The following is a 13,188-nucleotide window of genomic DNA, read 5'->3' as shown; positions in this document are numbered from 1 at the left end:
CCCCATGGATGACACAGACGTCATATTGAGGCCTGACGCGATCCAGATGTTTAACGTCCTGTCATAGCGATAGAGAATTCGCCAGGCGGAGGTTTCACCGTTGCTGTTTATTTCTGTGTGAACCACACCTTCCTGTAAGCGTTTGGGAAATATGGGTGCCTCACGTCCCACCAAGATCTGGGTTCTCTTGAACCAGAGATTAGTGGCCAGTTCCCGCCCCTGACTGCCAAACCCATTAACCCTGGCCACACCCGGTTCAGTACGGATCGGTACCGATTTTGATTGGTAATAATCAGCAAGGACCGGGTCTTCGTATATGGAGCCCAGCGTATAGCGGGACATTTCCAAATTATGCGCCAGTTGTTGGTCAATTTGTTTGAGCAACGTTTGCTGAGCAAAGAGTGCAGTGATAATCACAGAGATCAACCAGCTGCTAAGAATCAGACCCAATAAGATAAACAGTAAACGTCGACGCAGGGAGATGGTCATAATTTGAACCGATAACCCACTCCACGCAGAGTCTCAATTCGATCGTGTCCAAATCGTTTACGTAAGCGGGAAATATATACCTCGACCGTATTTGACTCCACCTCTTCTCCCCAGCTGGTACTGCCTTCGAGAAGTCGCTGCTTGGTCACAAACCGGCCTTTATTGCGCAGTAACATTTCAAGAATCGCAAAGTCTTTTGCGGTCAAATCCTCGACCACTGCGCCTTGGAAGGTTACCCGATGCGCGGCTGGATCCATCTCAAGATCGCCGCATTGAAGCGTTGGAGCTCGAGTACCCACTCTGCGCAGAAGTGAACGCACACGGGCAAACAGTTCATCCATTTCAAAAGGTTTGGTGAGGTAATCGTCTGCGCCGGCGTCGAGCACTTCGACCTTGTCGCGAAGATCGTCGCAAGCGGTCAGCATCAGAACTGGCGTCTCCATGTTGAGACTTCGCATGGTGCGCAAGATGTCGATACCCGACTGACCCGGCAATCTCAAATCGAGTACCGCCAGATCATAGGCTTCAGCTTTCAAGGCGGGCACGGCAAGATTGCCTTCACGTAGCCAATCCACTGCGTAGCCGTCTATTTCGAGGGCACCCTTGACGGTATCCCCCAATAAATGGTCATCTTCAACGAATAAAATACGCATATAAGCAAAAACACCGTGTTATAACTGCATTGGCTAGCAGTTTACCCGCTCCTGAGCGCCTGGTGTAGCCTGCTGATGTATTCCCTTTCTTATCCAGCCAGCAATTCCGTAATAGTCCGGTTGGTCTCCATAGATTGGGTTCCCCAACTGTCTACCTGCAGCCCCATAGCCTGCTGAACGGTAAGCCCAAGCCGGGTAATCGGGTCAGCTTTGCCGGCCATATGAAAACCGGTACGAATCCGACCGCCAGCATTGCCTGCGATCATCGCAGGAATCCCTTCAACCGCATGGGACTTGGCAATGGAACAATCCGAGTGCGCATAGACCAGACAGTTATCCAGCAAAGTGCCATCACCCTCCGGTATCGCAGACAACTCATCCAGGAAATCTTTCCAGGCGATCATGCTTCTTTCAGCAAACCAGCCCACTTGCTTCTGGTGCCCCAGTGTTGGATCCGTCGGCTCCTCGTGAGTCAGGGTATGGTGCGTTGAAGAACTCCCCGGACGACGCAGATTAGAGGTCGTGTCAGAGAACAACACGTTGAACACCTTGGTCTGATTGCTCTGCAATGCTTTGGCAAGCAACCCGGCCATCAGGCGGTGGTTTTCCATCACATTTTCCATCTCGGAATCCACGACGTGATCCGGTGGAGGATCCGGCATCACAAACCCCTTGACCGGAGCAGGAGGCTGCAACTGCAGCGCCAGCTTCTGTTCAAGTTCACGGATCGAGGTAAAGTATTCATCCAGACGCTGACGATCTTCAGCTCCTACAGTTTGCATCAACTGACGGCGCTCTTCCTGAGTCGCAGACAAAACACTTTTATGAACCATATAGCGTGGATCAGCTGTAAACTCCGTCTTGCTTGGATCCTGAAATCCTTCACCAAAAATTCGGTTATACAACGCTAATGGCGACACTTCACTGGGGTTAGGTGACCCAGCATCCCGGTAAGAATAAGACCGTTGAATGCCTGAAGTACTCACCTCTATTGAGCGAAAGCGAGTATCTGCAATCTGATCCGCAATTAATACATCGAGGGTCGGAAGCTTAACATTACGATCCGGAACCGGAACACCGGTTCTGAGCCCCAGACATCCAGTGACGTGCGGCTTGTTGGGCACCCCATCCAGCTTTACATCAAAACCACTGAACAACGCCAGCTTGTCTCGATAAGGCTCCAACGGCGCCAAGTGAGCCGGCATGGAGTAGTCAGTACCGGTAGAGGAAGGAATCCATAATTCAGGGATGAACCCGCAGCCCCAAATCCAGGTGCCGAAACGGGTAGGCAAGCGCTGTCCGGTCTCGGCAAACGCTTTACCGTTATCATTCAGCATGCAATTCAAGATGGGTAATGCTACGCCTACAGCCGCGCCTTGCACTGTCCCGCGTAAAAAGCCTCTTCGTGAAAACTTATTCATAACGGATTCTCCTCTTGTAGAGTGGAACTGGCACTTTCAAAGGTCAAATGGTCTGCTGACGGCTCAGCAATGGTAAAAAAGTTGTTACTGAGTGCGATCACACGCATCAATTCGGGGACCCGGTAATCACTGGCGGCAAACTCATCAATCAGGTAATCCATATAACTTCTTTCATACCACTCAGTGTCTCGTCCCACCGCAAATCGATACATCCGCTCTACCACACAACGAGGTGTTTCCGGATGATCGTGAAGCGCTTGCGCAAGTCCTTTGGCATCATCATAAGCCATGCCATCCAAGAACCCACTGGTATCAATCAGCGTCTCGTTCTCATGGGTGCGGAAAGCGCCCAAGCCGTCGAAATTTTCCAGCGCAAATCCCACGGGATCCATCACTTTATGACAACCCGCACAGGCTGGCTCAGAGTTATGGAGATGCAGTCTGTCGCGCGCAGTCGGCATATTAGTACTGGAAGGCTCTTGTACAATACTGAAATCAATATCCGCTGGAGGATCCGGCACTTCCTGGCACAAAAAGACACTGCGCACGGCTTCGCCTCTGAGTGTTGGCGAGGAACGTCCAGGGTGAGAGTGTAATGCGAGAAACGAAACCTGGCTTTGTATACCCAGGCGCTCGCCGTTATGCGACAGTTTTTGCTGTTCCCAACCATCACGTGAAACCACCGGCTGACGGTACACAACACCCAAAGCCCGGCTCATAAAGGATTCTTCCAGGGTAAACAAATCCCGGTAGTCACCGTGTTGATCCACCAAAAGATGCACAATATCCTTTAAGGTCTGTTCCTGAGAATCAGCCGCTACCGTCGAGTTATAGGCAGGATAAATGGAAGAATCTTTTGCCAGGTCATCAAACAAATCAAACTCAAGCATGTCCCTAAAGAACGCCCTGACGGCCGTTTCAAATCCGGGTGACGTAATCAGTCGATCTACCTGACGAGACAGACCCTCTTCGGTATCCAGTTCACCGGACTCGGCTGCACGCATCAACTCCTGATCCGGCGTTGAGTTTGTCAGAAAATAGCTGAGTCGTTCGGCTTTGGAATAGGCATCCAGCTGCCGAGTGCCTTTCTCTGACTCTTGCGGTTGCGTATGCTCAATGCGCAGCAAGAACTGTGGCGCTGTCATCATCCCGACCAGAGCGAATTTCATGCCTTCATAGAAGTTACCCAGTTTTTCAGTACCCAACCTGGCAACGGTGGTGTAACGATTGATTTGCTCATCCGTTAATGGACGTCGAAACAACTGAGGACCATACTCACTGACAAACGCTTCTGCGCACGACTCATCAAACTGAGAGGCCATTTCAGGTTGGCAGGGCATATATTTAGCCCGAGAGCCTTCACTGAAAACAATGTCAGCTACACTCTGGGCTGCAGAATCATACTGCTCCATCGCAAACGATGATAATCCCGCCTCACTGGTGCCGACAGCGACCAGTCCTTCAGCACGAAGTGCTCTCTCAAAGCGTGCAACAACAGGCACATCCGGCCCGAAGATATCACTGATCGACTTACGGTATTGGGATTCAGTCAGACGTCGCAATAATGCCGGTCCACCCACGGCTTCGGGTTCCGTCAGACCATTTTCAGTACTGTCACATCCGGCTAGCCCGCCCACCAATATCAACGGCATCAGAAGCCAAGAAAAACTCGCTTTGGTTAAGCAGCTAAGCATGTTAGTTAACATAATGATTCTCCGTAGCCTGAGTTCGCTCACCAGAGTCTTTTTCTTGTTTATGGAACACAAAATCGGGTATAGCTTCGAAATGCCATTGTGTGGAAGCAGCAGAACTCTCCCCTGTTTTTATCATTTTTTTGTACCGTTTTTTATTCGACAAATTCATCTCGCCTTCCCCTTAACGCTGAACATTGACTTGTTCAGGCGTTACTTCTCCTGCGGTGTTACCAAAACTGGAGCGCACATAAGTCGCCACATTGGCAATATCTACATCCGACAAGCGTTTACCAAACATTTTCATATTGCTGCGATCGATGGACAACCTGGCTGGTAAGTGCGGACCGTACAGAATAACGTTAATTAACGATGAAGGATCCGGAGCCTGAACAGTCGGGCTGCCAGCCAGAGTAACACCCAAACCTTCATCGCCCTTACCGGAAGGTAAATGGCAAGAACCGCAATGAACGGTATAAACAAACTCGCCTTCTTCAACGACTTTTGGATCGGGAGCCGGGGCCGGATCCTGAGCTTTAGCCGGGAGAGATTTCAGGTAAGTGGCCATAGCCTGCACATCTTGGTCAGACAGGTGCCGAGTTGAATTCATCACCACTTCCCGCATAGGGCCATGCACTATGGCATTACCACTGATGCCGGTTTTTAGATACTCAGTGATGTCCGTCTCAGTCCAGCTGGCCAACCCCGTTGTATCACTGGTTAGATTCACCCCTGACCAGGGGCGGTGATAGCCAAACTTCACTTTGTCCATATAAGTCCCCCCGGTTAGAGCAAGAGACTCTTGCTCTGCGCCAAAGACGTTACGAGGCGTATGGCAGGCACCACAATGACCCGGCCCTTCAACCAAATAAGCGCCACGGTTCCAGGCATCTGACTGTGTCTCGTCTGGCTGAAAGGTATCCGTCGAATGAAACAGCATCTTCCAGCCAGACATAAGCTCACGTTGATTGAACGGAAAGCCAAGCTGATTTTCTTTGGCTGGCTGATGAACCGGCTCTACTGTTTGAAAATATTTAAAGAGTGAAGCGATATCATCATCTGTCATTTTGGCAAAGTCGGTATAAGGAAATGCCGGGTAGAGGTGACTACCATCAGGACGCACACCATGCTTCATAGAGTTATAGAAGTCTTTGAAAGACCAGTTGCCAATACCAGTCTCCTTATCTGGAGTAATATTGGTGGAATAAAGAACCCCGAATGGAGTAACAAACTCCAACCCACCCGCGTAGGGCTCCCCCCCCTCAGTCGTGTGGCAAGTAGCGCAGTTTCCCGCTTTAGCAAGATACTCCCCCTGCTCCACAGAAGCCGTATAGGTTTCCAGATCAGCAAGCTCAGCAAGCTCAGGTGACGATAGCAGCTTAATGGAAGTCACACTGGCGAGCAGGACCAGAATACCGACTATCAAGAATTTGTAAGTTCGATTTACAGCCATCAGTTATAGAGCCTTTTAGACAGTTTGTTGCTTTTTCTTATTAGTAGTGCGCTTTATTTAGCATTCGGTAAAAGTACCTCATGCGACTATTAACGCTCATTAAACTGAAACGAAACTGAAACCGCCTGAGGCAGACCGCTACTTATCAAAAATTAACCTAAATGTTACTGATGGTGACCTGCCACTGGTTACCTAAAGACACAAACATTACCGTTACGGGGCATATAGCGGTCCAACACACAGGTTTTAAATCAGCCCGAGGAGGACTATGGCATGCATACGATCTGGCCTGATAAGACCTTCCGAAGTGATTTTATCTTTGTTTTTACTATCAAATGAACAGCTGGTAACGCCAGCCTTTTGAGGGCGGAAAGGGTGGAAAGGGCAGAAAGCCTTCCTCATTCAAAATACCCCCTCAGAATACCGCCTTGCAATACAACTCAGACAGCCTCCACACGAAGTCGTGTAATTCGGGTTGTTTTCAGCAACCACTTACCGTCCACCTTCTCATAAGTGTCGTGATAATGGCCAAAGCCGGTTGCCATCGAATATTCCCCACCGGAAGGGAAGAACAGCCGATCGCTCATCGACCAGATTCCCTCTGCTGAAGTATCACTGGTGAATTCCACCTCGACATTATGCCCTTGATGCACACTGACAAAACCCAGCCCCGTATTACCGCCCGAAGGCCAGGCATTACGGCCGCGCAGTACGACATTCAGCGCCGGAACATAGTCTTTGCCTGTCTGCGGGTCAGTAAAACACCCCCTATAATCCAACACACAATCTTCTGCCAGAACACTCTTCACAAGACCGCCGTCAAACGTATCAACGCCACGAAAATATTTGGCTTTTAGCTGCTTCAAATGATCGATCGCGACCAACCGCTCTATCTCATTCATAATCTCTTTCGTCCGTAAAACCACTGAACTTCATCGCTTACGATGCAGCTCTCAACCTTCCGACGAGGAACAAAACACGCCAAATTTATTGCCGTCAGGATCGCGAAAGTAAGCGGCATACAATACACCGTCCATGCGCGCTCCCGGCTCACCCTCACAACTGGCTCCCAACTCCATGGCCTTCGCATAGACTTGATCGACAGCAGATGAATCTTTGGCGCCAAGAGCGACCATCGTGCCGTTACCGGCCGTTGCCGGTTCACCATTAAATGGTGTATTGATTGCCAACTTGGCACCATCACCCAGCGTATAAAACAACGTGCGCTCACTGCGAAATCCCAGCTGCCCGTTGTACAATTTTAGAAATTCCCCGTAAAAACGCTCAGCGCGAGCCAAATCATTGGTGCCCAAATTGATATGAGAAATCATTCTCTTGTCCTTATTTTTTGTCTTGATTAGTACAGCGGGTATTTACGACTCGTCTTGCGGAATATGAAAACGATTTTTCGGCGACCCCATGGACGAGGCATAGCTGAGCGGTTGTTTGCCATCCAGATCTTTAATGTCATAGCGTTCACCCTCCTCTGCAGCAATTAACGTTTCGCCAGTAAACTGCATTCGCTGCGGGTCTTGCCACAAACGCTCGATTACCTTGCCGGTAAATTCAGGAGCTTCAAACGTCGGCAGACGCTCAACCAGTGCCGGAGGCAAATGCTCTTTGGGAAGCGACTTGAGCATATCGGACAAAATAAACCCAGGCCAGATTGATACCGACGCAACGTTGTGAGGACGTAAATCCGCCGCCATATCGAAAGCCATTTTGTCCGTGCCGGCCTTTGCCGCGCCGTAGGCTGGACCGTGAAAATATGACACAGCACCGTAGAATGAAATGTGTGCGATCAATCCGCCGCCGGTTGCAATCATTAACGGCGCTGCGGCATAAGCGGCAACGTAATTGGAACGCAGGCCGACATCAATCATATCCACCAGATGCAGAGGCTTCTCCCAAAATGGACCGGGAGCTGAAAGATCTGCCGGATACACTGCGGCCGCATTATTGACCAAAATATCCAAACGACCGGATTCTTTATCCACGCGCTCAAACAGGGCTTTAACAGCTTCATCATCGCGATGATCACAAACCACCCCCACCCCAACACCGCCAGCGGCGTTGATTTCTGCGGCAGCAGATTCTAATTCCTCCTGATTGCGCCCTGTCAGATACACTTTAAACCCACCAGTCCCAAGGGCTCGCGCAATACCTCGACCTAATCCCCGACTGGAACCCGTGACTACGGCTACCGATTGAACCATTCTTACACTCCCTACTATTTTATTATTGCTACTCACATGTGATGTCATTCAGACGATACAGACGGTCACTCTTGACTGCCGTCCACAATTGCCTGAATACCACCAGCCAACCACTGCACCATATGAGTGTCGATCTGACGCGGCTGAACCGTATTCAGTTGCACGTTGTAAAGCGCAAAACCGGCACACAAGGCCATGATCTCCCTCGCTCGACTTTCGGCATGTGGCTCACCCAGCCACTTCATCATAGGTTCCAGCGCATACTGTTTTAAAACCCGAATAGCGATCTCACGTGCTTCTTCATTACCACTGGCCAATACCGTCATCGCGTGAGGACAGTTGATCTGATTGGGATCAGCCAGCAGGCTGGCAACGTGTTCGCCGAAACGACTGCGAGATACCGGAGGTTCAGGTTTGGGATCACCCATTGCCGCGATCAACGCTTCTTCATAAAGCGCAGCTTTGGTACCAAAATGGCGAAACAAAATAGTGGGTGACAACCCCACAACATCAGCGATTTTACGAATTCCTGCTTCCGAGTAGCCCACCGTAGAAAAGACCTGCTGTGCAGCTTTCAAAATCCTCACCCGTGTTGGGTTAGTGTCGTCCTGCTGACCGGCACCCACGGCGGTGACCACCACCGGCTGGGGGCTTTCATCGCAGCGCGAGAGACGTGTACATGTGCGAGATGCAAACTGCCAATATCCATCCACCCATTCGAACTCATCGTCGTAGATGCCGGTTTCCAATATCTCCGGAGCACTCCCCTCACCGCCCCGTAATATCAAATATCGAGAACGACAGGCTCCCACCAGAGCGTCGGCATCAACATCCACAATGGGGTTCATGATCAGATACTGCACCTCACCTCCTATCGGGTTTTTCTGCTGCCACGCCAACAACAACTGCTGATGTGTCAGATAGGCCTCATCAGCCGCCAGACGCACCCTTGCACTGGCAAACAACTCCGCTGCCAACTCCAGCTCACCGCTTTCAAGAAGCCCCGCGCAGCGGTAAACCAGATTTGTAATGCCCATTTCATTCATCGATAAATACCTGTTATCAACTGATCACAACGACGCATGGTAGCAAGCTCAGGGTAACAGCCCAAGCTTCACGCTCCTTAACTCATTTTCCACCAACGGTGCTAGACAGAGCGAAATCGTTACCCTATGATCACACCATGTAATCACATGATAACACTGTGATCGAACGATAACAGAAAATACGAAAAGAATTCTAATATGAGCACTAAAATCGCCCTGGTTACCGGCGCCGCTTCAGGCCTAGGCCTTGCCTCGGCCACAAAACTTGCCCAATCCGGCCACCATCTCTGCCTGGTGGATATCGATGCAGCAGGGCTCGAGAAAGCAGCTCAGCATATTCGCAACCTTGGTAGCGAAGCTGTGACCTTTTGTGCCGACCTCGGTCAGGCCGAGAATTGTCAGGAAGCCATCAACTCTGCCATCGAAGCCTTCGGACAGATCGACACACTGTGCAATATCGCCGCAGTCATGCTGCCAGCCCGAACAACCGACATGGCTCAGAGTGCTTTTGAAACAACTCTGGCCGTCAACCTGGCCGCGCCGTTTTACCTGATGCAGGCTGCTCTGCCCCACCTCATCGACGCGCACGGCAGCATCGTCAATGTGGCTTCCGCCGTGGGCATCAGTGCACAGGCATACAATGCTGCGTACTGCGCCACCAAGGCCGGTCTCATTCAGATGACCAAATCCCTGGCGATGGAATACATACATGAACCCATCCGCATTAATGCGGTGGCCCCTGGAGGCATGATGACGCCACTGGCACGCAACATGATGAATGTTGAAAATCCTGATCCGGGCTTGTTGGCACGCACCACTCCTTTGCGGGGACTGGTCGAGATGGACGATGTTGCCGACATGGTTGCCTTTCTGGCCTCCGAAAAGGCGCGAGGCCACCACGGTTCCTGCATTGTGATCGATAAAGGCATGTGTGCCGGTTAAGCACGCAGCCACTTCAGCTGAGAGAGGGATAATTATGACCATGAGACGAGAACCCCACCCGATTAGCGGTGCTATTTTCCAGGAAGAAGAAGGCAACCGGGTACGCATAACCGACGAAAAACGTGGCAAATCAGGTCTGTTCACATGGGATGGCACCTGGCTGGAGGGTGACATTACCTACGCCGATCCTCACATGCTCTATTTGGTCGGCGCCCCGACCCTGCCACCCGAGAAAGATATTTTCTGGACAGTACTGCCTCCCCACGAGAGCAGCCCCAAACCCTCGTTCACTGGCAATATGGGGCGTGGTACCACTGAACGCCCCAAAGTGGTTGCCCCCTATGTTGGTGATCCCGGCAAAGAAACCGATGACGGCATGCGCTCATCAGCGCATATCCCTCAGGAGTTCTTTCTGGAAAATGACCGCAAGCCAGAACTGATTCCGGATGTCTACAAACTCAAATCGCCCATGCCCGGCGGTCCGGCCAAAATTGCTACTGATCGATTCTACAAGCAGGAATATCACGACCTTGAAGTCGAGCATCTCTGGAAAAAAACCTGGCAGATGGCCTGCCGCGAAGACGACATCCCCGAAATCGGCGACTACTACCTGTACGATATTGCACATCTGCAATTTATTGTGGTCCGTACCGGAGACAATGAATTCAAGGCCTATCCCAATAGCTGTCTCCACCGCGGGCGAAAACTGCGAGAGTGCAGTGGTAAGGGAGCACGCGAATTTCGTTGCCCTTATCACGGCTGGAGCTGGAAGATAGATGGTTCGCTAAAAGACCTGCCCGCCGAATGGGATTTCCCGGGAGTTCGCGAAGATGTCTGTCAGCTGCCGCAAACCAAAATAGCCACTTGGGGCGGGTTTGTCTTTATCAATCCGGACCCCGACGCTATCTCGCTGGAAGAGCATATGGGGCCAGAGATGCTGCAGCACTATGAGAAAATTCAGCTGCAAAATCGCTACAAGCAGGCAGATGTCATCAAGGTTGTACGTTGTAACTGGAAAGTGGCCATGGAAGCTTTCCTTGAGGCCTACCACACCATTGCCACTCATCCACAACTGTTACTTTCTGGTGGCGACCTGTCGGACAACCGATCTGATGTGTTTGGAAACTGGTCGCGCCTGGGTCACGTCAGTGTCAGTGGAGCCAGCCCGCATCGGGGCATAACCATTCCCAAAGAACACGCTCTCGGCGCTTTTCACGCCGTAGCAGACTTCAACCGCGAGTACCTTCGTGATCACATAGGTGATGAAGTTGAAAAATTCTCCGATACTGAACTTAACGAACAGACGTTCAACCATCTGTTTCCCAACTTCAGTCCCTGGGGCGGCTGGGGTCGTATCGTCTACCGCTTCCGTCCCAACGGAGACAACCCCGATGAATGTTTGATGCAGGCAATGCTGCTGGCGCCCTGGAAAGAAGGCAAGCCGAAACCGCCACCTGCGCCAACCCGTTATCTGGGTCCGGATGATTTATGGATAGAAGCGGAAGAACTGGGTACTCTGGCAAAGATCTTTGATCAGGATTGCGGCAATGTCCCCCAGGTACACGCAGGTCTGAAGACCAAGCAACCCGCCTATGTATGGTACTCCCAGTATCAGGAGTCCATCATCCGCAACTTCCATCGTAATTATGAAAAGGCCCTGGGTCTGGAGCCTTCTCAGAAAGAGCTGTAAACCCTCAAGCGCGCGGCGAGTCCTGCGATAGGTTTAAAACACGCATAACAGTCAGGACAAGCCACGCAGACTTTTATCGTCCGCAACTGCTGAAGAATATGATGAAAACACTGCAACAACTTTGTGCCGACGCCTTGCTGCGAGACAGTCAGCGTCCTGCCATTGAATTCGAGAACACATGGTACCACTGGGGCGATCTGGCTCGGGTGGGTAATCAATTGCTCGAACTGCTGACTGACTGTGGTCTCGCCGACGATGCACCTGTGACCTTTGTGCCACGCAATTGTCCGTCGGCGCTGGCAGGGCTGACAGCACTCATGTCCAAAGGCCGCAATATTCACATGCTCTACGCGTTTCAGTCTGCGGCCAGTCTCGCGCGTCAGATTGAAGAACAGAAACCCTCGGTGGTGATTGCTGCCAGTCGGGACTTCGCTCCAGAAGTGATTGAGACACTCACACAATTTGGCATTGCCGGGATCGCTATTGACGACATGCAAGCACAGCTTGTGTCCGGCTGTGAAACAGCGCATCAACAAAGTCAAAGTACTCATGACGAGCCGTACATACAAATTCTGACCAGCGGCACGACTGGCACACCAAAACAATTTCCCATCACGTATGACATGATCGCTCGCTTCTTTGTGGGTGAGAAAATCCTCTCCGGCGAGCCGTTTGATTTTAGCGAAGACACGCCTGCGTTTCTCGCGTTTCCCATCGGCAATATTACGGGCATTTACACCACAGTTCCTGCCCTGATTAAAGGTCAGCGGATGGTGCTGCTGGATCGTTTTAACCTGCAACAGTGGCATGAGTATGTTGTGCGGTATCGCCCACAGGCCAGCGGCATGGCACCAGCAGGAATTCAGATGCTACTGGACGCCAATATCCCTGTGGAAGATCTGGCGTCCATAAAATCCATGGGAGTGGGTGCCGCACCACTCGACCCTACCGTACAACGCGCGTTCGAAGAACGTTACCGCATCCCCGTCTTGCTGTCGTACGGTGCCACCGAATTTGGTGGACCGGTTACCGCCATGACGGCCGCGCTACATGCCGAGTTTGGCGAGAAGAAGTTCAGCAGCGTTGGGCGAGTCTTGCCCGGCGGCTTTCAGATTCGAGTAATTCATCCGGATACACACGTTGTTCTTCCTCCGGGAGAAGAAGGTATTTTGGAGGTGATCTCACCGCGCATTGGCTCTGACTGGATTCGGACATCCGACATTGGCTTGATTGATGAAGAGGGGTTTTTGTTCATCTGCGGACGTGCCGACGGGGCCATCATGCGCGGCGGCTTCAAAGTCTTGCCGGAAACCATTGAGAAGGCTCTTCTGGAACATCCGGACATTTGCGCTGTAAGTGTCGTTGGTGTGCCGGATCAGCGTCTTTCAGAAATTCCCGGTGCCGCGATTCAAATTAAAAGCGGACACCGCCAGCCAACCACCGATGAACTGGAAAAACACCTCCGGGATCGCTTGTTGGCAACACACGTACCCGGGCACTGGCGCTTTGTCGAAGCACTGCCCAAAACCCCCTCGTTCAAAGTGCACCGACCCGCCGTTAAACAGCTGTTTCAATAAAAGCAGCAGT

Annotated in this window: 12 protein-coding genes; 3 read left to right on the top strand and 9 right to left on the bottom strand. The window is 51.4% G+C overall.

Annotated elements, in window-relative coordinates; genetic code table 11:
* From ACTG33_RS05920 to ACTG33_RS05880, 9 genes are all read right to left on the bottom strand, one after another.
* Positions 1 to 489 (bottom strand): hypothetical protein (locus tag ACTG33_RS05920; RefSeq protein ID WP_439134275.1); only part of this gene is annotated, 489 nt, incomplete at its 3' end.
* On the bottom strand, positions 486 to 1,142 hold the full coding sequence (locus tag ACTG33_RS05915) for a response regulator transcription factor (protein ID WP_439134274.1): 657 nt from the start codon (positions 1,140 to 1,142) through the stop codon (positions 486 to 488). The genes ACTG33_RS05915 and ACTG33_RS05920, both read right to left, overlap by 4 nt.
* An 89-nt stretch (positions 1,143 to 1,231) precedes the next feature.
* Entirely contained in the window at positions 1,232 to 2,563 is a 1,332-nt protein-coding gene (locus ACTG33_RS05910; protein ID WP_439134273.1) for a DUF1552 domain-containing protein, read from the bottom strand.
* A complete protein-coding gene (locus ACTG33_RS05905; protein ID WP_439134272.1) occupies positions 2,560 to 4,269 on the bottom strand; it encodes a DUF1592 domain-containing protein in 1,710 nt (569 codons plus the stop codon). Before ACTG33_RS05905 ends, ACTG33_RS05910 begins: the two co-directional genes overlap by 4 nt.
* Before the next feature lie 169 nt (positions 4,270 to 4,438).
* Complete coding sequence (locus ACTG33_RS05900) at positions 4,439 to 5,707, bottom strand: c-type cytochrome (RefSeq protein WP_439134271.1); 1,269 nt, start codon at positions 5,705 to 5,707, stop codon at positions 4,439 to 4,441.
* A gap of 440 nt (positions 5,708 to 6,147) precedes the next feature.
* Entirely contained in the window at positions 6,148 to 6,609 is a 462-nt protein-coding gene (locus ACTG33_RS05895) for a nuclear transport factor 2 family protein (RefSeq protein WP_439134270.1), read from the bottom strand.
* A gap of 51 nt (positions 6,610 to 6,660) precedes the next feature.
* Positions 6,661 to 7,038 carry a VOC family protein gene (locus tag ACTG33_RS05890; protein ID WP_439134269.1) on the bottom strand — a complete coding sequence of 126 codons (378 nt, stop codon included), beginning with the start codon at positions 7,036 to 7,038 and terminating at the stop codon, positions 6,661 to 6,663.
* A 42-nt stretch (positions 7,039 to 7,080) separates the two neighbouring features.
* Complete coding sequence (locus tag ACTG33_RS05885; RefSeq protein ID WP_439134268.1) at positions 7,081 to 7,923, bottom strand: SDR family NAD(P)-dependent oxidoreductase; 843 nt, start codon at positions 7,921 to 7,923, stop codon at positions 7,081 to 7,083.
* Between the two features lie 65 nt (positions 7,924 to 7,988).
* On the bottom strand, positions 7,989 to 8,969 hold the full coding sequence (locus ACTG33_RS05880; protein ID WP_439134267.1) for a nuclear transport factor 2 family protein: 981 nt from the start codon (positions 8,967 to 8,969) through the stop codon (positions 7,989 to 7,991).
* A 198-nt stretch (positions 8,970 to 9,167) separates the two neighbouring features.
* Here ACTG33_RS05880 and ACTG33_RS05875 point away from each other — a divergent pair, with 198 nt between their 5' ends.
* From ACTG33_RS05875 to ACTG33_RS05865, 3 genes are all read left to right on the top strand, one after another.
* Positions 9,168 to 9,911, top strand: coding sequence for an SDR family NAD(P)-dependent oxidoreductase (locus ACTG33_RS05875; RefSeq protein WP_439134266.1), 744 nt, complete (start codon positions 9,168 to 9,170; stop codon positions 9,909 to 9,911).
* 40 nt (positions 9,912 to 9,951) lie between these two features.
* Positions 9,952 to 11,601 (top strand): aromatic ring-hydroxylating oxygenase subunit alpha, encoded by a 1,650-nt coding sequence (locus tag ACTG33_RS05870; RefSeq protein ID WP_439134265.1) that lies wholly within the window; start codon positions 9,952 to 9,954, stop codon positions 11,599 to 11,601.
* Between the two features lie 98 nt (positions 11,602 to 11,699).
* The gene (locus ACTG33_RS05865) at positions 11,700 to 13,178 is read left to right on the top strand and encodes a class I adenylate-forming enzyme family protein (protein ID WP_439134264.1); all 1,479 of its coding nucleotides are present in this window, start codon (positions 11,700 to 11,702) and stop codon (positions 13,176 to 13,178) included.
* Positions 13,179 to 13,188: the final 10 nt, after the last annotated feature.

It is taken from the genome of Pseudomaricurvus sp., from assembly GCF_965662505.1.
Lineage (GTDB): Bacteria > Pseudomonadota > Gammaproteobacteria > Pseudomonadales > Cellvibrionaceae > Pseudomaricurvus.
The sequence above is the reverse complement of the archived record's forward strand: the minus strand, read 5'-3'. Positions and strand labels throughout refer to the sequence as shown.

Coding starts and splice junctions, on each gene's coding strand:
- ACTG33_RS05905 (WP_439134272.1), bottom strand. CDS start 4,269: ATGTTAACTAACATGCTTAGCTGCTTAACCAAAGCGAGTTTTTCTTGG.
- ACTG33_RS05895 (WP_439134270.1), bottom strand. CDS start 6,609: ATGAATGAGATAGAGCGGTTGGTCGCGATCGATCATTTGAAGCAGCTA.
- ACTG33_RS05890 (WP_439134269.1), bottom strand. CDS start 7,038: ATGATTTCTCATATCAATTTGGGCACCAATGATTTGGCTCGCGCTGAG.
- ACTG33_RS05885 (WP_439134268.1), bottom strand. CDS start 7,923: ATGGTTCAATCGGTAGCCGTAGTCACGGGTTCCAGTCGGGGATTAGGT.
- ACTG33_RS05870 (WP_439134265.1), top strand. CDS start 9,952: ATGAGACGAGAACCCCACCCGATTAGCGGTGCTATTTTCCAGGAAGAA.
- ACTG33_RS05875 (WP_439134266.1), top strand. CDS start 9,168: ATGAGCACTAAAATCGCCCTGGTTACCGGCGCCGCTTCAGGCCTAGGC.
- ACTG33_RS05880 (WP_439134267.1), bottom strand. CDS start 8,969: ATGAATGAAATGGGCATTACAAATCTGGTTTACCGCTGCGCGGGGCTT.
- ACTG33_RS05900 (WP_439134271.1), bottom strand. CDS start 5,707: ATGGCTGTAAATCGAACTTACAAATTCTTGATAGTCGGTATTCTGGTC.
- ACTG33_RS05865 (WP_439134264.1), top strand. CDS start 11,700: ATGATGAAAACACTGCAACAACTTTGTGCCGACGCCTTGCTGCGAGAC.
- ACTG33_RS05915 (WP_439134274.1), bottom strand. CDS start 1,142: ATGCGTATTTTATTCGTTGAAGATGACCATTTATTGGGGGATACCGTC.
- ACTG33_RS05910 (WP_439134273.1), bottom strand. CDS start 2,563: ATGAATAAGTTTTCACGAAGAGGCTTTTTACGCGGGACAGTGCAAGGC.